Genomic DNA, 20984 nt, shown 5'->3' with positions numbered 1-20984 from the left:
CTAGAAGTGTATCGTGTTTTGAAGTTAACTACTATGTGAGGAACTTGTAGTTTGGTCACCTTTTTATAAAAAAAAGTTCATTAATTTAAAGAAATAAATAGAAAATAGGCCAAGCATAAGATTTATAGCTATGGCCTATTAAACAAATTATTTATTAAGAGCAAAGGTTGGTAAGGATAAATGCCATCGAATGGCAGCTAATCTAATGATTAATGTAGCAGTGACACCGAGTAGCATTGCGGTCGAGCTTTGAACATTGAACTCTAGAGCAGAAGTATGAACGATGCCACCAAGGATGCACGCAGTAGCATACACTTCACTTCTTAATACCATAGGGACTTCTCTGGCTAGTACATCTCGAATAATGCCGCCGCCGCAACCTGTAATTACCCCCATAATAACGGCGACCATTGGATCTGCATTGTAATTAAGTGCTTTTTCTACACCAATCCCAACAAAGACAGCTAATCCAATAGCATCGGAAACGGGAAGTACATACCAAGGTAGACGTCTAGGTCTTCTGATGATTAACATAGTTAAAATGCAGGTAATGAAAATGACCAATAAATAATTGGTGTCGTTAATCCAGAAAACGGGAGTTGCACCTAAAGCCATATCCCTTATCGTACCGCCACCTATTGCGGTAACACTTGCTAAAACCGTGACGCCAAATGGGTCCATTTTTAATCGACCAGCCAGTAACACTCCTGAAATGGCAAAAATGGCAGTACCAAACATATCAATTGTATAGATTAACATCTTGTCCTCTATGACTTACTGCATGATGTTGTTGAAAGAAAGTTATAAACCTTGTTTTAATATGACCATTATTGAGCTTTGAATAATGAGCCAAATTGCTATTCTCCAGCTTAAAAAATGGTGAATTTGTGCTAAATGAATCGCTGATGGGGCTATTTTTCCACCTAGTTTTGCTCGGTTGATTTTCTTTCCTTGATAAATAACAGGTCCACCTAAAGAAAGCTCAAACTTTTTTCCAATAATAATAAGTAGCCCTACATTATTTTTATTGGCCCAGTTCTTTTTTTGTAATTGTAACTGTTGAAAAGAATGACGGATGTTTTTGCCTATAAAACAAAGGAGGGTGAAAAGCTTAAGTGGGAGAAAATCTAAAATATATTGAATGCGTAGAGCAGGGATGCCAAAAGGTCGAAAGGAATCTCTAGATGGAGACCACGCTCTTGCTAACTCTAATGATAATCGATAAATAAAGGCTCCAATTCCACCAGCAATACCATACCAAAATAAAACCCCAATAACGGTTCTCGCATAAGCCAAAATGATCGTTTCACTAGACGCTTTTCCTAAACCTAGTAATGATAATGGTTCTACGTCTCTATTTACCCAATGCTTGAGGGTTTCTTTTGCTTTACTTTTGTCTTCTTTATTTATGGCATGAATCGTATCTTTACACAGTTTTTCGACACCACGCCATTCTAGTGATAACAATAGTAACCCAAGATTAAAAAGAGGGATGTTCCAAATGAGAGGCACAGCTGCAATATATACAATGATTACAGGAATAATCATTAATGCCCATGCAAGGGACCCTGATAATAAACGTTGTTGATAAGGACGAGATGTATTTACCTTTTCAGCTAGGATTAAAGCAAATTTGTGCCAAAAAGACATTGGATGAAACTGGGGTGAAATAGGAATGATGAGGTGAAAAATTAAAGCCCCCCATAATACCAGTAAAGAGTAATCAGAAATAAAGAGAGTTAATTTATCTAGCATGAGGTGATTCTTTATATATAAAAGAAGATAAAATTGAGCCAGAGGAACTGACTCAATTAAATAAGATTACTTTAATAAAGTAACCATGTTTAATACCATTTCTGATGAGCTTTGTGCTGCAAGAGGAAGGAATTCATCAAAGCTCATTGGTGACTCTTTATCTGCTACGTCTGAAATAGCTCGAACGACAACAAAAGGTGTATTGAATTGGTGACATGTTTGAGCAATCGCTGAGGCTTCCATTTCTACTGCAATTACTGAAGGGAAGTGAGTACGGATAAACTCTTGGCGTTCAGGAGTACAAACAAAAACATCACCAGTACAAATTAATCCGCGAACAGCGTGCTTATCACTCATTTCAGTTAACGCTTGCTCAGCAGTTGTGATTAGCTTTTCGTCAGCAATAAATGCAGCTGGCTGTTGAGCCATTTGTCCCATTTCGTAACCAAAAGCAGTTACGTCAGCATCGTGGTGGCGAACTTCTGTTGAGATGACCACGTCACCAAGATTTAATGATGAATCAAAGCCACCCGCAGAACCTGTATTAAGAACGACATCAACATTATGCTCAGCAATAAGAAGAGTGGTTCCAACTGCTGCTGCAACTTTACCAATCCCTGATTGTAATAAAACAACGTCAGCGCCATTTAATGTACCAGTATAAAAAGTACAACCAGCTTTAGTTATTGTTGATAGACCTTCAATTTTGTCTTTAAGAATGGCAACTTCTTGTTCCATAGCGCCAATAATGCCAATTTTCATGTTTATATCTCAATAAAAGTTAGAGTAGTAGATGATTGTAACATAGGTATATAGTACTTAGGAGATATGGAATTTGATGTTTATTCTGAAATAAATAAGTAAATTTGCTTGTATTTTGAACGTTGTGTTTATTTATTGTTCGGTTGGTTATTTTTTTAATAAAAATGCTTGCATCAAAATCTGATACGCCTATACTGCGCATCCACTGACACGGAGAGAGTGATTCACATCACAGTCTGCTTTGTTAGTAAGCTCTTTAAAAATTAGAAACCTATTAATCTGTGTGGGCACTTGTGAATTGATAATCAAACCAGTTTGTTTTCATTTTTTAAAATGAAAGTAAACAAGATATCAATGAACTGAGTGACTACACAAAATTACTTTTATGTAACAATCAGTATTAATCATTGAGTCGGTTTTGTTTCTGCTTCTCTTTATAGAAAAGACAGAGCAACCAAAAAAACTTTAATTGAAGAGTTTGATCATGGCTCAGATTGAACGCTGGCGGCAGGCCTAACACATGCAAGTCGAGCGGAAACGACTTAACTGAACCTTCGGGGAACGTTAAGGGCGTCGAGCGGCGGACGGGTGAGTAATGCCTGGGAATATGCCTTAGTGTGGGGGATAACTATTGGAAACGATAGCTAATACCGCATAATGTCTTCGGACCAAAGAGGGGGACCTTCGGGCCTCTCGCGCTAAGATTAGCCCAGGTGAGATTAGCTAGTTGGTGAGGTAAGAGCTCACCAAGGCGACGATCTCTAGCTGGTCTGAGAGGATGATCAGCCACACTGGAACTGAGACACGGTCCAGACTCCTACGGGAGGCAGCAGTGGGGAATATTGCACAATGGGCGAAAGCCTGATGCAGCCATGCCGCGTGTATGAAGAAGGCCTTCGGGTTGTAAAGTACTTTCAGTAGGGAGGAAGGTGTTGTAGTTAATAGCTGCAGCATTTGACGTTACCTACAGAAGAAGCACCGGCTAACTCCGTGCCAGCAGCCGCGGTAATACGGAGGGTGCGAGCGTTAATCGGAATTACTGGGCGTAAAGCGCATGCAGGTGGTTCATTAAGTCAGATGTGAAAGCCCGGGGCTCAACCTCGGAACCGCATTTGAAACTGGTGAACTAGAGTGCTGTAGAGGGGGGTAGAATTTCAGGTGTAGCGGTGAAATGCGTAGAGATCTGAAGGAATACCAGTGGCGAAGGCGGCCCCCTGGACAGACACTGACACTCAGATGCGAAAGCGTGGGGAGCAAACAGGATTAGATACCCTGGTAGTCCACGCCGTAAACGATGTCTACTTGGAGGTTGTTCCCTTGAGGAGTGGCTTTCGGAGCTAACGCGTTAAGTAGACCGCCTGGGGAGTACGGTCGCAAGATTAAAACTCAAATGAATTGACGGGGGCCCGCACAAGCGGTGGAGCATGTGGTTTAATTCGATGCAACGCGAAGAACCTTACCTACTCTTGACATCCAGAGAATTCGCTAGAGATAGCTTAGTGCCTTCGGGAACTCTGAGACAGGTGCTGCATGGCTGTCGTCAGCTCGTGTTGTGAAATGTTGGGTTAAGTCCCGCAACGAGCGCAACCCTTATCCTTGTTTGCCAGCACGTAATGGTGGGAACTCCAGGGAGACTGCCGGTGATAAACCGGAGGAAGGTGGGGACGACGTCAAGTCATCATGGCCCTTACGAGTAGGGCTACACACGTGCTACAATGGCGCATACAGAGGGCTGCAAGCTAGCGATAGTGAGCGAATCCCAAAAAGTGCGTCGTAGTCCGGATTGGAGTCTGCAACTCGACTCCATGAAGTCGGAATCGCTAGTAATCGTAGATCAGAATGCTACGGTGAATACGTTCCCGGGCCTTGTACACACCGCCCGTCACACCATGGGAGTGGGCTGCAAAAGAAGTGGGTAGTTTAACCTTCGGGAGGACGCTCACCACTTTGTGGTTCATGACTGGGGTGAAGTCGTAACAAGGTAGCCCTAGGGGAACCTGGGGCTGGATCACCTCCTTAAACGATAGATTGCGATTTATGAGTGTTCACACAGATTAATTAGGTTTTAAATTTAGAGTATCTTAGTGTCCCGTTCGTCTAGAGGCCTAGGACACCGCCCTTTCACGGCGGTAACAGGGGTTCGACTCCCCTACGGGATACCATCTTTAAATATTCTCTCTTTTGAGTGTCTTTAAAAATGGTTACACGCATAAGCGTGAAATCGCTCTTTAACAATTTGGAAAGCTGACTGATTTAGCTTAATTTATTTTTACTTTTGATAAAGTAAAACAAAACAGCTCAAGGCTGTAATTAAGTTAAATCAAAATTTAAAAGTTCTTAATATCCTTTGTTTTACTTTGTAAAACGAAGAACAACACATTCAAGTGTTCTTGTATTTTGAATCCGGCGAAAAACCAGAACTCCCTATCTTTTATACAGAGATAGCGACGAGTTCAACCTTGGTTGCTGTTTTGTCTTCACTTTTTAAAAGTGAAAGCAAATGGTCCATACGAAACCTCTTGGGGTTGTATGGTTAAGTGACTAAGCGTACACGGTGGATGCCTTGGCAGTCAGAGGCGATGAAAGACGTATTAACTTGCGATAAGCCCAGATTAGGTAGTAAAAACCATTTGAGTCTGGGATTTCTGAATGGGGAAACCCACGTGCATAAGCACGTATCACTACGTGAATACATAGCGTAGTGAGGCGAACCGGGAGAACTGAAACATCTAAGTACCCCGAGGAAGAGAAATCAACCGAGATCCCGAAAGTAGCGGCGAGCGAAATTGGGTTAGCCCTTAAGCTTTTAATGAGACAGGTGAAGGCTCTGGAAAGTGCCGCGATACAGGGTGATAGCCCCGTAACCGACATCTCATCATCAGTGAAAACGAGTAAGGCGGGACACGTGATATCCTGTCTGAATATGGGGGGACCATCCTCCAAGGCTAAATACTACTGACTGACCGATAGTGAACCAGTACCGTGAGGGAAAGGCGAAAAGAACCCCTGTGAGGGGAGTGAAATAGAACCTGAAACCGTGTACGTACAAGCAGTAGGAGCACCCTCGTGGTGTGACTGCGTACCTTTTGTATAATGGGTCAGCGACTTATATTCAGTGGCAAGGTTAACCGTTTAGGGGAGCCGTAGGGAAACCGAGTCTTAACTGGGCGTTCAGTCTCTGGATATAGACCCGAAACCAGGTGATCTAGCCATGGGCAGGTTGAAGATTGAGTAACATCAATTGGAGGACCGAACCGACTAATGTTGAAAAATTAGCGGATGACTTGTGGCTAGGGGTGAAAGGCCAATCAAACCTGGAGATAGCTGGTTCTCCCCGAAATCTATTTAGGTAGAGCCTCGGACGAATACTACTGGGGGTAGAGCACTGTTAAGGCTAGGGGGTCATCCCGACTTACCAACCCTTTGCAAACTCCGAATACCAGTAAGTACTATCCGGGAGACACACGGCGGGTGCTAACGTCCGTCGTGGAGAGGGAAACAACCCAGACCGCCAGCTAAGGTCCCAAAGTTATAGTTAAGTGGGAAACGATGTGGGAAGGCTCAGACAGCCAGGATGTTGGCTTAGAAGCAGCCATCATTTAAAGAAAGCGTAATAGCTCACTGGTCGAGTCGGCCTGCGCGGAAGATGTAACGGGGCTAAACTATACACCGAAGCTGCGGCAATACAGTTTACTGTATTGGGTAGGGGAGCGTTCTGTAAGCGGTTGAAGGTGCGTTGTAAAGCGTGCTGGACGTATCAGAAGTGCGAATGCTGACATGAGTAACGATAAAGCGGGTGAAAAACCCGCTCGCCGGAAGACCAAGGGTTCCTGTCCAACGTTAATCGGGGCAGGGTAAGTCGACCCCTAAGGCGAGGCCGAAAGGCGTAGTCGATGGGAAACGGGTTAATATTCCCGTACTTCTTACAATTGCGATGGGGGGACGGAGAAGGCTAGGTGGGCTTGGCGACGGTCGTCCAAGTTCAAGTATGTAGGCTGTATTCTTAGGCAAATCCGGGAATACACTAGGCTGAGATACGATGTCGAGCTACTACGGTAGTGAAGCCATTGATGCCATGCTTCCAGGAAAAGCCTCTAAGCTTCAGATTGTAAGGAATCGTACCCCAAACCGACACAGGTGGTCGAGTAGAGAATACTAAGGCGCTTGAGAGAACTCGGGTGAAGGAACTAGGCAAAATGGTACCGTAACTTCGGGAGAAGGTACGCTCCTAGCGGTGATGAGACTTGCTCTCTAAGCTGCCGGGAGTCGCAGATACCAGGTGGCTGCAACTGTTTATTAAAAACATAGCACTGTGCTAAATCGTAAGATGACGTATACGGTGTGACGCCTGCCCGGTGCTTGAAGGTTAATTGATGGGGTTAGACTTCGGTCGAAGCTCTTGATCGAAGCCCAAGTAAACGGCGGCCGTAACTATAACGGTCCTAAGGTAGCGAAATTCCTTGTCGGGTAAGTTCCGACCTGCACGAATGGCGTAATGATGGCCACGCTGTCTCCACCCGAGACTCAGTGAAATTGAAATCGCTGTGAAGATGCAGTGTACCCGCGGCTAGACGGAAAGACCCCGTGAACCTTTACTACAGCTTGGCACTGAACATTGACCCTACATGTGTAGGATAGGTGGGAGCCTTTGAAGCAAGTACGCCAGTATTTGTGGAGGCAATCTTGAAATACCACCCTTGTATGCTTGATGTTCTAACGTTGGCCCCTTATCGGGGTTGCGGACAGTGCCTGGTGGGTAGTTTGACTGGGGCGGTCTCCTCCCAAAGAGTAACGGAGGAGCACGAAGGTGGGCTAATCACGGTTGGACATCGTGAGGTTAGTGCAATGGCATAAGCCCGCTTGACTGCGAGAATGACAATTCGAGCAGGTGCGAAAGCAGGTCATAGTGATCCGGTGGTTCTGAATGGAAGGGCCATCGCTCAACGGATAAAAGGTACTCCGGGGATAACAGGCTGATACCGCCCAAGAGTTCATATCGACGGCGGTGTTTGGCACCTCGATGTCGGCTCATCACATCCTGGGGCTGAAGTCGGTCCCAAGGGTATGGCTGTTCGCCATTTAAAGTGGTACGCGAGCTGGGTTTAGAACGTCGTGAGACAGTTCGGTCCCTATCTGCCGTGGGCGTTGGATGATTGAAGGGGGCTGCTCCTAGTACGAGAGGACCGGAGTGGACGAACCTCTGGTGTTCGGGTTGTCACGCCAGTGGCATTGCCCGGTAGCTAAGTTCGGAATCGATAAACGCTGAAAGCATCTAAGCGTGAAGCGAGCCCTGAGATGAGTCATCCCTGATACTTTAAGTATCCTAAAGGGTTGTTGGAGACTACGACGTAGATAGGTCAGGTGTGTAAGTGCTGCGAGGCATTGAGCTAACTGATACTAATTGCCCGTGAGGCTTAACCATACAACACCCAAGGGGGTTTGAACGGATTTAAAGTTGCAAGAAACGAATTGAATGTGATTAAGAACACAATATAGCTTTCCAGATACTCTTTATTAAATAAAGAGAAAGAATTTGCTTGGCGACCATAGCATTATGGACCCACCTGATCCCATGCCGAACTCAGAAGTGAAACGTAATAGCGCCGATGGTAGTGTGGGGTTTCCCCATGTGAGAGTAGGACATCGCCAGGCTTCCAATTTATTTTTACTTTTTGATAAAAAGTAAAATCAAAAATAGCAATATGCTGAATAGACACTGCGGAGTGGTAGTTCAGTTGGTTAGGCTTTTTATTGGAGAGCTTAGCGGCCTGTCACGCCGGGGGACATGTTGCTTTCAAGGTTGATAGAAAGTCCCGTTAACGTAGCCACTTGTCTCGTCCTAAAATACGTTGACGATTTTTAATTGAAAGCTAAGTGCGTACGCACTTGGCTTTTTTGTGTACTTGATTTGGTGTACTCATTCCCAAGCTTAAATGTGGCCGCATTTCATTATAAATAAAAATAGATTCTTCAACTAAATGCCTTAACTCCTCTAAATCTTTACAGTCATACAAAAGAAACTCTTGTTTAAGTATCCCATTTATTCGCTCTGCTAATGCATTTTGATAGCAATCATAACCATCCGTCATTGATGGCTTAATATCATTTTTATTCAATTTTTCCTGATAAACCTTTGAACAATACTGTAATCCTCGGTCTGAATGATGAATCGTACTCCTTTGATATTGACGGCTATCTATCGCCATATCAAGAGCTTTGACTACATCAGTAGCTTTCATTTCATCACTTAATTCATATCCCATTATCTTTCGACTATAAGCATCTGTTACTAAAGATAAATAATGAATACCTTTTTGTGATTGAACGTAAGTGATATCACTAACAAAAACCTCTTCAGATGCTTGAGGTGTTACTTCTTTAAGTAAATTAGGATGTTTTTTCATCCAATGCTTACTATAGGTAGTTTTTGTATAACTTCGTTTAGGTTTTACTAATAAGCACTCATTTCTTAAATAGGAAAAAAAGTTATCTCTGCCTAACTTTATGCCATGAGTGATGAATTTGGGCTTAAGTAAAAAATATAATTTTTTACCTCCAATACGAGGCATATATCGACGAATTTCTTGCACCATATTTTTAACCGGTGAAAGTTCAACGGCACGTTTCAGAGCTCTACGTTCTTGTTGGTATATACATTGTCTTGTAATGCCAAGTAGCTGACTAGCTCGCTCTAAGCTGATCATTTTCTGCTTTTGAAGACTTCTTGCTCCTTGGCAATATACTTTTTTCTAAGGCCTGCACCATGTTCTGCGTCCATGATATTCACTACTTCATTAAGTAATAAATTACGCATTCTTTCATCATCAAGCTCTCGCTCTAAACGTTTAATTTTTTGTGCAGGCGATTCTTTCGCTTTCGGGGATTTAGGCATAATAATCTTAGGTGATTGAGACCAGTCCATCTTACCGTGTTTTCTTAACCAAGTAAGTACGGTAGATCGACCTTGAATGCCATAAATGTTTTGAGCTTGCTTATAGGTCATATCGCCTTTTTCTATAGCGGCAACAAGCTGCAATTTAAAGCCTAATGAATAATCGCGTTGAGTTCGCTTATTCTTTGTTTTTTCTTGATTTGTCATATAAAAGTCCTAAATGTGTAAACACATTTCAGGACGAGACAACTTATTTAAAAAAGCCCTAATCGAAAGATTAGGGCTTTTTTACGTCTGTAGAAACTGGATAAGTGAATGTAGATACTGCGAAGTGGCAGTTCAGTTGGTTAGGCTTTTTATTGGAGAGCTTAGCGGCCTGTCACGCCGGGGGACGTGTCGCTTTCAAGGTCGATAGAAAGTCCCGTTAACGTAGCCACTTATTTGAAAAAGCCCTAATCGAAAGATTAGGGCTTTTTTACGTCTATAGAAACAGGAATAAGTGAAGTTGACACTGCGAAGTGGCAGTTCAGTTGGTTAGGCTTTTTATTGGGAAATCAGTCCCTTTTCTTCTAATAATGCTCTTAGTTTTTCCACTCGCTTCCGGTTTACTCCAAAATCTGAATAACCTGTTCGCGATTCAGAGCGAACAATAAGAGTATTACCGTAAATTCGTAGCTCTAAGTCATCAACAAAACGAAATATAGAGCTTGTACATTCAATGCGAGCGTAATCATTATTAATATCAACTAATTTAGCTCCTTTTAATTGGCTGGCAATATGGCTGATTGCTTTCATATTTGCTGAACTAGTTAATATAAAGGGTTTTGCAGTAAACTCCTCACGCTCGTCGAGTGTTGATATGCAGTTGGGTTTATCTCCACAAGGAGCGATTGATTTGTCTTCCATTGATTCCGTCCTTTGACTACAAGCAACAAGTAATGAAGAGCTAACTAGAGTGAGAAGTAATTTTTTCATAAATATAATTAATCACTTTTTATTATAGATTTAGGTGTTTATTAAAGAAGTATAAGTACAAAATACTAAAAATCGTATTTAAATTGTCGGTTTTTAGCTATGAAGCAGAAAAAAGGCCAACATCGAAATGTTGGCCAAAGGTTTGGAAGGAAACCTGAATTTAGTAAATTATGAAGCAGAAAGCATTAATGAATCCGCTTTTGCTTCTAAATTAGAGCCACCCATTAAATAGCTATCTATTTCACGAGCACATTCACGACCTTCATTAATACAACGAACAACCAGAGATTGTCCTGTTCGCATATCTCCTGCCGTAAAAACACCTTTCTGATTTGTCGCAAAGCCCTCTGTAGCCACATTACCACGATCGTCTAACTTGATGTCTAATTGCGCTAATACACCGGTTGGTTCTGGATGTAAGAAGCCCATAGCTAAGAAGGCTTGGTCACAAGGAATAACTCGTTCACTGCCTGCAACTTCATCAAAACCTGGGCGTTCACCTGGCTTCGCATCTTGCCAAACGATATCTGCAATACGAAGACCTTTTACATTACCAGCATCATCAGAGATAAATTCTTTGGTTAAAATATTCCAATGACGCTCACAACCTTCTTCGTGAGAAGTGGTTGTTTTCATGATCATCGGATATTGAGGCCAAGGCATATTTGCAGGGCGTTTTTCTGGTGGGATCGGCATGATCTCTACCTGAGTAATGCTTGCTGCACCATGGCGATTGGAAGTACCAACACAGTCAGAACCTGTATCTCCACCACCAATAACCACAACGTGTTTACCTTTAGCGTGGATTTCTTTGGTTTTTAAATCCATGTTATTAGCACGGCGGTTATTTTGACCTAGGAACTCCATTGCAAAGTGAACCCCATTGAGGTCACGACCAGGAATAGGTAGATCTCGTGGCACGGTAGAACCACCAGTAAGTAGAACTACATCAAAATCTTGGCGTAATTGCTGTGCATTAACATCAATACCAATATGAGCATTAACTTCGAACTTAATACCTGCATCAGCCATTAAATTGATTTTACGATCAATAATGTCCATGCCTAATTTAAAATCTGGAATACCAAATCGAAGTAGTCCACCTACTTTTTCGTCACGCTCATATACGGTGACTGAATGGCCTGCACTATTAAGTTGCTCTGCTGCTGCTAGGCCAGCAGGACCTGAACCAACAATGGCTACCGTTTTACCTGTTCGTGAACGAGGTTTTTTCGGTTGTGCGTAGCCCTCACGATATGCCGTCTCTACAATTGTTTTCTCGATATTACAAATTGTGATTGGATCTTGGTTGATACCAAGAACACAGGCACTTTCACAAGGAGCTGGACATACTCGACCAGTAAATTCTGGAAAGTTATTTGTTGAACTTAAGATCTTCCATGCTTCTTCCCAACTATCACGATAAACGGCATCGTTAAATTCAGGAATAATGTTACCGATAGGGCATCCGTTATGACAAAACGGTACACCACAATCCATACAGCGAGATGCTTGAGTATTAATTTTGTCGCCAAACTCTTCGTTTAAGACGAATTCTTTATTGTCTTGAATTCGAACACTAGGGTCGATCTTCTTTGGAAGTTCACGACCATGCTCTAAAAAACCAGTAGGCTTACCCATTATACTGCCTCCACTTCTTCCGTTTGTGCTTGTTGTGCTTCAGCTTTACGCTTTTGAAGTACCGCTTTGTAATCTCGCGGCATTACTTTAGCCAAAGAGGCTAAGTTAGCTTCAAAGTTATCTAAGAAAGACTGAGCAACTTCACTTCCTGTGAATTCAACATGCTTGGTTAGCATTTCTAATAGAAGATCTTTATCTTCTTGTTCAATAGGGTCTAAATCAACAAGCTCAGGATTTAGTTTGGATTCAAAATCGCCTGATTTATCCCAAACATAAGCGATACCACCGCTCATGCCAGCAGCAAAGTTACGACCCGTTGAACCAAGGATAACAGCAACCCCACCAGTCATGTATTCACAACCGTGATCACCAACACCTTCAACGACCACTTTGGCACCTGAGTTACGAACACAGAAACGTTCACCAGCCATACCACGAATGTAAGATTCACCTGACGTTGCACCGTAGAAACAAACGTTACCAACAACAATGTTATCTTCAGCGACAATCGTTGATTTAGCATCTGGGTAAAGAACTAGCGTACCACCTGATAGGCCCTTACCCCAGTAATCGTTCGCATCGCCTTCAACTTCAAATTTCACGCCTTTAGCTAGGAATGCTCCCAAACTTTGACCTGCAGAACCGTTGAATTTAACGTTCATCGGTTGAGGTAAACCTTGGTCTTTATACACTTTTGAAATCTCGTTTGACAGCATAGTACCGACACTTCGGTCTGTATTAATGATGTCAAATTCAGCAGTAACGGCTTCGCCTCGTTCTAATGCTGGAATTGCGGCTTGGATAAGTTTGCGATCCAGAACATCTTCAAGGTTATGCTGTTGTTGAATTTGGTTATAAATACCATCTTCAGCACGTGGTTGTTCAATATGAAGAACCGGTGTTAAGTCTAGGTTTTTATATTTCCAATGACCGATGTCATCACGAACCTTAAGTTTATGAGATTGACCAACCATTTCATCTATAGAGCGGAAACCAAGTTCTGCCATCACTTCACGTAGGCCTTCAGCCATATATTGGAAGAACGTCACCACGTCTTCAACACGTCCATCAAAGCGCTCACGAAGTGTTTTGTTTTGCGTTGCGATACCTACAGGGCACGTATTTTTATGACACTTACGCATCATGATACAGCCTTCAACGACAAGAGCAGCCGTTGCTACACCCCATTCTTCTGCACCAAGAAGCGTTGCTACTGCAAGATCTCGAGGTGTTTTCATTTGGCCATCTGACTGAACAATGATACGGTTACGTAAACCATTTTTCAGTAGCGTTTGGTGTGTTTCTGCTAGACCTAGCTCCCATGGAAGACCGGTATGACGGATAGATGACATTGGAGATGCACCTGTACCACCATCAAAACCAGCAATAAGAACCACATCGGCTTTTGCTTTCGCTACACCAGAAGCGATAGTACCAACACCCGCCTCAGATACTAACTTAACGTTAACGCGTCCTTTACGGTTGGCATTTTTCAGATCGTAGATAAGTTGTGCTAAATCTTCGATAGAATAAATATCATGATGTGGCGGTGGTGAAATCAGACCAACCCCAGGAGTAGAGTGACGTGTTGCACCAATCCAATCATCGACTTTATCACCAGGTAGTTGACCACCTTCGCCTGGTTTTGCACCTTGAGCCATCTTAATTTGCAGCTCATCAGCGTTAGTTAGGTAATAAGAGGTAACACCAAAACGACCAGATGCGACTTGTTTGATAGCTGAACGTTCCCAGTCACCATTATCTTTCTTCTCAAAACGGATAGGGTCTTCACCACCTTCGCCTGAGTTAGATTTAGCACCAATGCGGTTCATTGCCACTGCAAGTGTTGAGTGAGCTTCATGAGAAATTGAACCAAACGACATTGCACCAGTTGCAAAACGTTTCAGAATATTCTCAATTGGCTCTACTTCTTCTAGAGGGATTGAACCTGCAGGGTTTTTAATGAAATCAAGTTGGCTACGTAGTGTTGCTGCATCATCACCTTGATCATCTACTGCTTTCGCATATTTCTTAAATTGAGCGTAATCTTTATTACGAGTTGATTCTTGTAGTAGTGAAATCGTTTCAGGATTAAACAGATGTTTTTCACCACGTTGTTTCCATTGGTATACACCACCAACATCAAGAACTTGCACTGGGATTTCACGCGTTGGATAACCTACACGGTGACGGATAAGTACTTCTTTTGCGATATCATCAATCGTTAGACCTTGGATACGAGAAACGGTACCAGTGAAGTATTTATCAACAACTGGCTTACTAATACCAAGCGCTTCAAAGATTTGAGCTCCATGATAAGACTGCAGTGTTGAAATACCCATTTTAGAGAAGATCTTAAGTAAACCGCCATTAACCCCTTTACGGTAGTTATCAAAATATTCTTTTGTTGATACTTCAGGATCAAGTTTCTTTGTTCTCTGCAGTTCAACAATGGTTTCAATAACAAGGTATGGGTTTACTGCGTTAGCGCCATAGCCAACGAGTGTTGCAAAATGGTGAGTTTCACGAGCGTCACCCGTTTCAATAACTATGTCACATTTAGCTCGTAAACCTTTACGAATTAGATGGTGATGAACAGCACCTACAGCAAGCATTGCAGGAATTGCAGCATGGTTTGAGTTCACTGCACGGTCTGTCAGAAGGATAATAGAGTAACCATCGATTACAGCATCTTCTGCATACTGACAAATACGTTTAAGTGCTCGTTCAAGTTTGCCTGCGTCTTCATTTGCTTGGAAAACGATATCAAGCGTTTTAGCTTGTAAGTGTTCGTTATCAATCGCACGAAGCTTTTCTAACTCAGAGTTAGAAAGAACAGGGGATTCAAGTTCTACTTTTTGACAGTGTTCAGGTGTTTCAGTCAGTAAGTTCTGATCTTTACCTAAATAGGTATTCAGAGACATCACCATACGCTCACGGATCGGATCGATCGGCGGGTTAGTTACCTGTGCAAATAATTGCTTAAAGTAGTTAGATAAATGCTGAGATTGATGTGAAAGAATCGCTAATGGCCAATCGGCACCCATTGCAGTTAAGGGTTCATACGCAGTTTTTGCTAATGGCAGGATAATTTCGTTTACTTCTTCTGATGTCACACCAAACGCTTGTTGACGGTTTAGTAGACGTTCAGGAGATGGTTGACTGAATTGGTTTGTTGCTTCAGGCAGTTTATTCAAACTTAATAGGTTTTCTTCAACCCATTTTTGATAAGGCTGTGCGTTAGCAATACCATCTTTTACTTCTTCATCTGAAATAATGCGGCCTTGCTCTAAATCAGCAACAAAGATACGTCCTGGCTGTAAACGACCACGGAATTCAACGTTTTCAGGTGCAATGTCAACAACACCTGATTCTGAAGCCATGACAAGGAAATCATCTTTTGTCACAGTATAACGAGAAGGGCGAAGACCATTACGGTCAAGCGTTGCACCTACCTGTACACCATCGGTGAAACAAACAGAAGCAGGGCCATCCCATGGTTCCATTACGTTTGCATGGTATTGGTAAAATGCACGACGCGTTGGGTCCATGTTTTTATTTTCTTGCCATGCTTCAGGGATCATCATCATTAGTGCATGTGGCAAGCTACGGCCAGAAAGAACCAGAAGCTCTAAAGCCATATCAAAGTTAGATGAGTCAGAGCTGCCTTCTTGACAGATAGGCAGTAGCATATCAATTTCTTGTTGAGTGAATAAATCAGATTCGATGATCGCTTCACGCGCTTTCATCCAATTTAAGTTACCACGAACTGTATTGATTTCACCGTTATGTGCAATGTAACGGAATGGTTGAGCTAAACGCCAGCGAGGGAAAGTATTGGTTGAGAAACGAGAGTGAACTAACGCTAAGGCTGTTACCATCGTTGGATTTTGTAAATCTAAGAAGTACTGTGGTACTTGTTCAGTCGTTAATTGACCTTTATATACCAAGGTTTTGTACGATAGAGAGTTAATGTAAAAATCATCACCGATATTTGAAATGCTTTCTAAACACACACGAACTGTATAGTTACGTAAAACATATAATTTACGTTCTAGTTCTTCAGGGCTCATTGATGGGCCACCAGAAATAAATACGTGTTCAAATTGTGGTTCTGTGCTTAGAGGATCATCTCCTAGCATTGAGTTATCGACAGGAAGAACGCGGTAGCCAAGGATTTCTAAATCCAAGCGTTGTGCATTACGCTCTAAAATATCTCTACATTGTTGACGTTTGTGTTCATCTTTAGGGAATAGAACAACACCAACACCATATTTTTCAAAAGAAGGTAATTTAATGCTGAGTTTAACGGCTTCTTCTAATAAAAACTCATGTGGCTTCTGTAAAAGAATACCCGCGCCATCACCACTGCATGGATCACAGCCTTGACCGCCACGGTGCTCCATTCGAGCTAGCATATCAAGTGCTTGAGTTACCACATCATGAGATTTGCGGTTCTTTAGGTGAGCGACAAAACCGATACCACACGCATCATGCTCCAGTTCTGGAGTATACATGCCTTGTGCATTCTGCTCTCTATCTACCATAGATACTTCCTTCCAGTTTAATGCAGACACAACTTCTCTACGTAAGTTTCTGTCTAGTCCTTTGCTAATTTTCAAATCGAACTTGCAGTGAGTTAGTCTCAAGAGGTTGCAAGTTTGAATCCATTCTGGTGTTTACTGGCATCACTTATTGTGACGTGCAAACTAACCAATCCATTGTGATATCCATCAAATACTTTTATCCGTAGTACTTGTTTAAAGAGGGTAGATATCACTATCGAAACGCCCCAATAACCATATTGGTGGCAAATTAAACTAATTAACGATGTAACTATCCTACATTTTTGTCATATTAAATACCAACTAAAGTTGCACGTAAATTTCACTTTTTTTCATCAAAATGAATAAATATTTAATATAAAACGGTGTTTTCCTCTAATAATTGCCAGTTTATGCGACTTTTATTGATATAAATTAGAATAGAGATAGCGGAATATCGTTATTATTTACGGTCTTTTTTTACAAACGAGTTAGCAACTTTCATAAATAACAAGAAAACTTCTTTTTATTTGTAAAGTAAGTGCTTGATTTAATACTGGTTACTCCAATGCAACTTCACGAATTAGCAAATACTTTTGGACAAGATTTACAACGCAGATATGGCGAAAAAGTACATAAACTGACGTTGCACGGTGGATTTAGCTGCCCGAATCGAGATGGAACAATAGGTAAAGGTGGCTGTACATTTTGTAATGTTGCTTCATTTGCTGACGAACAAGAACAATTTAAATCGATTCATGATCAATTGACCGATAGAGCGGGTGAAGTTCAGCGGGCGAAAAAGTATTTGGCTTATTTTCAAGCTTATACAAGTACTTTTGCTGAAGTACAAGTTTTAAAAAATATGTACGAAGAGGCGTTAAAAGCTGCCAATATTGTCGGGCTTTGTGTCGGCACTCGTCCTGATTGTGTTCCAGATGCGGTATTAGATTTGCTTAAAGGGTACGTCGACGATGGCTATGAAGTATGGTTAGAGCTAGGTCTACAAACAGCGAATGATAAAACATTGAAACGTATTAATCGTGGACATGATTTTGCTTGTTATGATGCCATTACTCGTAAAGCTCGCTCTTTAGGTATTAAAGTATGTACGCATTTAATTATTGGATTACCTGGTGATACTAGAGATGATAACCGCCAAACGTTAGATAAAGTATTAGCGACAGGAACTGATGGTATTAAATTGCATCCTTTGCATATTGTTGAAGGTAGTACAATGGCAAAAGCATGGCGTGCTGGCAAACTCGATGCGCCAGAAATGGATGAATATGTTGATATTGCTTGTGAGCTTATTCGTTTAACGCCACCTGAAGTGGTTTATCACCGAGTGTCAGCAACCGCACGTCAACCAACACTATTATCTCCATTGTGGTGTGAACCAAGATGGTTAGGATTAACTAATGTCGGTATGGCATTAAATAATAGTGGTCCTCAAGGTTCATTGATTGATCAACCTTTCAAATATACTGCCCCAGAGCTGAAAAAATAACTCAAATGCATCTAACCCTGATATTATTTATGTGAATATTATCAGGGTATGTTTATGAAGCAGTTAAAAATTCTCGCGCAATTTTATGTCGATCTTATGGTAAGGCTTGGCATTGTCCGTTTTAGTCTATTACTTGCCATTGCCTTAGTTGCACTCGCCGTTATTGTTCAAGTTGGTGTAACGCTTGTTCTGAGCGGTGAAGTGAATGACCTCGATATTATTCGCTCTGTATTTTTTGGTTTATTGATCACGCCTTGGGCTGTGTTCTTTTTATCTGTGGTGGTTGAACATTTAGAAGATTCTCGTCAACGATTGTCTAAATTGGTGAGTAAACTTGAAGAGATGCGCACTCGAGATCTTGATTTAAACAAAAAGCTAAAAGGGAATGTAAAGAAGCTAAATCAAGAAATTGAAGAACGTGAAAAAGCAGAAGAAGCACGACAAGAAGCGATGGAAGATCTCGAAAATGAAGTATTCCAACGTGAGAAAGCACAATTAGAATTAGCAGAACAAACCGCATTATTACGATCTTACTTAGATACCTCTCCCGATATTATTTATTACCGAAACGATCTTGGTCTATTCTCTGGCTGTAATAAAGCCATGGAGCAGCTGACTGGCAAGTTAGAAAAAGAGCTGATTGGCCTCTCTCCTAAAGATGTATACGATGCCGAAGTTGCCGCAAAAGTTATTGATACGGATAGGCAAGTTTTACAAGAAAACCAAGCATTAACCTATGAACAATGGCTTGATTACCCTGATGGTCGTAAAGCGTGTTTTGAATTGAGTAAAATTCCATTTTATAGCAAAGATGGTCGTCGTTTAGGCTTGGTTGGTTTTGGACGAAATATTACTGAACGTAAAGAATATGAAGATGCATTACAAAAAGCGAGCCGTGATAAAACGACCTTTATTTCAACCATCAGTCATGAATTACGTACGCCATTAAATGGTATTGTCGGTTTAAGCCGAATGTTGTTGGACTCTCGTTTAGATGATGAACAACATAATTACATGAGAACCATTAATGTCAGCGCCATTACATTAGGTAATATTTTTAACGATATTATCGATATGGATAAGTTCGATCGTCGTAAATTAGAGCTTTTCCCTAAACCGCTAGATTTCATTAGTTTTGTCACTGAAATGGAAAACATTTCGGGGCTTATGGCTGAACAAAAAGGGTTACGTTTTGATCTTGAGCGCTTGACCGACTTACCTCCTCATATCAGTGTAGATAGCACTCGATTAAGACAGGTGTTATGGAATCTTGTTGGTAATGCCACCAAATTTACCAAAGAAGGTGGGGTTGTTATGTCTGTGAGTGCGGATATACATCAGGATAGCGCAGAGATAACCTTTGAGATAGAAGATACAGGAATCGGTATTCCTGAAGAAGAATTAGAAAATGTTTTTGCTATGTATTATCAAGTTAAGCAAGGCAAGGATAATTTACATGCTGTAGGGACCGGGATTGGACTAGCGGTATCAAAAGAGCTGATAAATTTAATGGGTGGTGATATCACTGTTACTAGTGAAGTCGATTTTGGAAGTACTTTCATGGTAACCATTAATGTACCACTCGTAGATCATGTTGAAGAAGAAGAGGCAATGCCGGAAACCAAAAGCTCAAAATCATTACGCATTTTTATGCTTGAAGATATTGAACTTAATGTCACTGTTGCGTGTTCTTTATTAGAAAGTTTAGGTCATACCGTTGATGTTGCTATGTGCGGTGAAGATGCAATAAAGCAATTTGATCCAACTAAGTATGATTTAGCGCTTTTAGATATTCAATTACCAGATATGACTGGGTTTGATGTTGCTAAAGCATTACGTGATAAGTTTGATAATTTACCACCATTAATTGCATTAACGGCTAATTTACTTAAAGAAAAAGATGAGTACTTTACAAATGGAATGGATGAAGCATTAAGTAAACCACTCAGTGTTAAAGCGTTAACAGAGGTACTTGAGCAATTTTCAATGTCAGAGAAGAAGACAGAAACGCCAAGGGTACCACAAGAACAAGAAGCGTCTTCTGAGCCAACTGAAAATGATCAGCTAATTGAATGTTTACTCGATCTAGAAATGTTAGAGTCTTATATTGAGATAGTAGGAACAAAACCTATTTATGCGAATATCGAAATGTTTGAAAAAAGCATGAAAGAATACATTCAAATACTTGATACAAACATGACGGCCAGAGACCAAGATGGCATTGTGTTTGAAACGCATAAAATGAAAGGTGCAGCAGGTTCGATTGGGTTAAAGCATATCCAACAAGTCGCACAGAAAGCACAATCACCAGATTTACCTGCGTGGTGGGAAAATATTGATGATTGGGTTGAAGAAATCAAAAATGAATACGAACATGATATTCAAATTTTAAAAAGCTGGTTAGAGCAGCAAGATAAGTAAGGAATAATATGAAAAAGGTACTATTTGCCGCAACACTAATAACAGCTTTATCTGGTTGTCAAATGACGAATCAATCAGAAGCGGATTGGAAACAAGATAATAAAATTGAAATGATGAATGCCAAAATTGAATTGAATTCAGCTATTTGGATTGATCAAATGCCAACTATTGGTGAAGACAGCGATGAGAGTAAAGTTAACTTTGCATTAGGTTTGAGCTCAAAACAAGTCATTGCACCTGAATTGAATATTGAACGTGTTGAATTACGTCAAGGTGACGACTCTTGGGAAGTAACCGAAGAGGAATATGAAGTACGAGTTCAAGATAATCATAATTGGGAAATAGCTGGACAGACATTCCACACTTTAGATGCAAATAAAAAAGTAGATATAGCGATTAAAGCAAGTGGTGAGTGGATTATTGAAACCAACGTGAGTGTTGATACTGTATATTGATGCTATGTTATATAGATAAAAAAATGCCC

At 41.3% G+C, this 20984-nt stretch carries 10 protein-coding genes, 1 tRNA gene and 3 rRNA genes; 7 read left to right on the top strand and 7 right to left on the bottom strand.

Translation table 11 applies throughout. The features are described from left to right. Positions 1-147: 147 nt before the first annotated feature. From AVFI_RS11165 to mtnN, 3 genes are all read right to left on the bottom strand, one after another. A complete protein-coding gene (locus tag AVFI_RS11165; protein ID WP_005420789.1) occupies positions 148-759 on the bottom strand; it encodes a TRIC cation channel family protein in 612 nt (203 codons plus the stop codon). Between the two features lie 42 nt (positions 760-801). Then, complete coding sequence (locus AVFI_RS11160; RefSeq protein WP_188863740.1) at positions 802-1755, bottom strand: cobalamin biosynthesis family protein; 954 nt, start codon at positions 1753-1755, stop codon at positions 802-804. A 66-nt stretch (positions 1756-1821) separates the two neighbouring features. Beyond that, positions 1822-2517 carry a 5'-methylthioadenosine/S-adenosylhomocysteine nucleosidase gene (mtnN, locus tag AVFI_RS11155; RefSeq protein ID WP_005420787.1) on the bottom strand — a complete coding sequence of 232 codons (696 nt, stop codon included), beginning with the start codon at positions 2515-2517 and terminating at the stop codon, positions 1822-1824. 466 nt (positions 2518-2983) lie between these two features. Here mtnN and AVFI_RS11150 point away from each other — a divergent pair. From AVFI_RS11150 to rrf, 4 genes are all read left to right on the top strand, one after another. Further along, a 16S ribosomal RNA gene (locus AVFI_RS11150) occupies positions 2984-4536 on the top strand. 67 nt (positions 4537-4603) lie between these two features. After that, positions 4604-4679, top strand: a tRNA-Glu gene (locus AVFI_RS11145). 369 nt (positions 4680-5048) lie between these two features. Further along, positions 5049-7939, top strand: a 23S ribosomal RNA gene (locus AVFI_RS11140). Between the two features lie 114 nt (positions 7940-8053). Further along, positions 8054-8169 (top strand): 5S ribosomal RNA (rrf, locus tag AVFI_RS11135). The 16S, 23S and 5S rRNA genes sit together here with 1 tRNA gene alongside, the layout of an rRNA operon. Before the next feature lie 218 nt (positions 8170-8387). Here rrf and AVFI_RS11130 read toward each other — a convergent pair. The 4 genes from AVFI_RS11130 to gltB form a co-directional block, all read right to left on the bottom strand. Continuing rightward, a protein-coding gene (locus AVFI_RS11130; RefSeq protein ID WP_408580437.1) for an IS3 family transposase occupies positions 8388-9616 on the bottom strand; the annotation gives its coding sequence in 2 pieces (ribosomal slippage) (positions 8388-9253 and positions 9253-9616; 1230 coding nt in all). 336 nt (positions 9617-9952) lie between these two features. After that, positions 9953-10384 carry a DUF1499 domain-containing protein gene (locus AVFI_RS11125; RefSeq protein WP_041941377.1) on the bottom strand — a complete coding sequence of 144 codons (432 nt, stop codon included), beginning with the start codon at positions 10382-10384 and terminating at the stop codon, positions 9953-9955. A 168-nt stretch (positions 10385-10552) separates the two neighbouring features. Then, positions 10553-12025, bottom strand: a complete 1473-nt coding sequence (locus AVFI_RS11120) for a glutamate synthase subunit beta (protein ID WP_188863584.1) — start codon at positions 12023-12025, stop codon at positions 10553-10555. After that, a complete protein-coding gene (gene gltB / locus AVFI_RS11115) occupies positions 12025-16572 on the bottom strand; it encodes a glutamate synthase large subunit (protein WP_188863585.1) in 4548 nt (1515 codons plus the stop codon). The genes AVFI_RS11120 and gltB overlap by 1 nt, the downstream gene beginning before the upstream one ends. 565 nt (positions 16573-17137) lie before the next feature. Between gltB and AVFI_RS11110 the strand changes: the two genes are divergently transcribed. The 3 genes from AVFI_RS11110 to AVFI_RS11100 are packed head-to-tail and all read left to right on the top strand — an operon-like array spanning position 17138 to position 20955. Further along, positions 17138-18079 carry a TIGR01212 family radical SAM protein gene (locus AVFI_RS11110; RefSeq protein ID WP_063652530.1) on the top strand — a complete coding sequence of 314 codons (942 nt, stop codon included), beginning with the start codon at positions 17138-17140 and terminating at the stop codon, positions 18077-18079. A 54-nt stretch (positions 18080-18133) separates the two neighbouring features. After that, a complete protein-coding gene (arcB, locus tag AVFI_RS11105) occupies positions 18134-20500 on the top strand; it encodes an aerobic respiration two-component sensor histidine kinase ArcB (protein WP_017019073.1) in 2367 nt (788 codons plus the stop codon). An 8-nt stretch (positions 20501-20508) separates the two neighbouring features. Next, complete coding sequence (locus AVFI_RS11100; protein ID WP_054775652.1) at positions 20509-20955, top strand: membrane lipoprotein lipid attachment site-containing protein; 447 nt, start codon at positions 20509-20511, stop codon at positions 20953-20955. Positions 20956-20984: the final 29 nt, after the last annotated feature.

The sequence above is a fragment of the Aliivibrio fischeri ATCC 7744 = JCM 18803 = DSM 507 genome (genome assembly GCF_023983475.1).
Taxonomy (GTDB): domain Bacteria; phylum Pseudomonadota; class Gammaproteobacteria; order Enterobacterales; family Vibrionaceae; genus Aliivibrio; species Aliivibrio fischeri.
Note: the sequence above shows the minus strand (reverse complement) of the source record. Positions and strands in the feature narration are given on the sequence as shown.

Coding starts and splice junctions, on each gene's coding strand:
- AVFI_RS11125 (WP_041941377.1), bottom strand. CDS start 10,384: ATGAAAAAATTACTTCTCACTCTAGTTAGCTCTTCATTACTTGTTGCT.
- gltB (WP_188863585.1), bottom strand. CDS start 16,572: ATGGTAGATAGAGAGCAGAATGCACAAGGCATGTATACTCCAGAACTG.
- mtnN (WP_005420787.1), bottom strand. CDS start 2,517: ATGAAAATTGGCATTATTGGCGCTATGGAACAAGAAGTTGCCATTCTT.
- AVFI_RS11160 (WP_188863740.1), bottom strand. CDS start 1,755: ATGCTAGATAAATTAACTCTCTTTATTTCTGATTACTCTTTACTGGTA.
- AVFI_RS11100 (WP_054775652.1), top strand. CDS start 20,509: ATGAAAAAGGTACTATTTGCCGCAACACTAATAACAGCTTTATCTGGT.
- AVFI_RS11110 (WP_063652530.1), top strand. CDS start 17,138: ATGCAACTTCACGAATTAGCAAATACTTTTGGACAAGATTTACAACGC.
- AVFI_RS11165 (WP_005420789.1), bottom strand. CDS start 759: ATGTTAATCTATACAATTGATATGTTTGGTACTGCCATTTTTGCCATT.
- arcB (WP_017019073.1), top strand. CDS start 18,134: ATGAAGCAGTTAAAAATTCTCGCGCAATTTTATGTCGATCTTATGGTA.
- AVFI_RS11120 (WP_188863584.1), bottom strand. CDS start 12,025: ATGGGTAAGCCTACTGGTTTTTTAGAGCATGGTCGTGAACTTCCAAAG.